Source organism: Nonomuraea indica (genome assembly GCF_002850745.1).
Classification (GTDB): Bacteria; Actinomycetota; Actinomycetes; order Streptosporangiales; family Streptosporangiaceae; genus Nonomuraea; species Nonomuraea indica.
The window spans coordinates 1-637 of record NZ_PJOK01000122.1 but is presented as its reverse complement, the minus strand read 5'-3'; the positions used below and the strand labels follow the sequence as shown (position 1 = coordinate 637).

Annotated in this window: 1 protein-coding gene; it reads right to left on the bottom strand. The window is 66.4% G+C overall.

Going from position 1 to position 637, the window contains the following annotated elements:
- Positions 1-567, bottom strand: a 567-nt coding sequence (locus CXR44_RS38715; protein ID WP_483870015.1) for a transposase family protein, incomplete at its 3' end; no start/stop codon positions are given.
- Positions 568-637 lie beyond the last annotated feature (70 nt).

Sequence of the window (637 nt, the reverse complement as noted above, 5' to 3'; positions counted from 1 at the left end):
GGGCCGCTCGGCCAGCAGGGCTGGTTCGTGCTCGACGATGGCCATGAGAACCTGGCGTTCGTCGATGTTCGGACTGGCCAGTGCCCAGGTGATGGGCAGGCCGGCGGGGGTGCAGATCAGGTGCAGGCGCAGGCCCCAGAACCAGCGCGAGTGCGAACGGCAGTAGCCGTAGCCGGCCCAACCTGCCAGGTTCGATCGCTGGACGGTGGGGCGGGAGCGGCCACACTCCACGGGGGTGGAGTCGACGACCCACATCGGGTCCTGCCACAGGTCGGTGTCGGATGCCAGCGCCCGGATCGCGGCCTTGAGGAGCGGCAGTGCCTTGTGCAGACGCTTGTTGTAGCCGGACTGACCTGGCAGGTACGGGAAGGCGCCGGGCAGATGCGCCGGGACGTAGCGCAGCCACCGGGCCTCAGAATGCACCCCGAGCAGCACCTGCGCCACCGCCAAGGTCAGCAGTTCGGCATCGGTCAGTTTCGGCGGACGCCCTAACCGAGGGGCCTTCCCCAGCCAGTCGTCGATCGTCACGTACAGTGCGGTCAGAAGGGTGTTGAGGTCTGTCTTCACAAACCGATCCTCAACACCCTTCGCCCTTCCCGCACTTCACACCACAGCGACTTAGGACTTACTCGTCTAG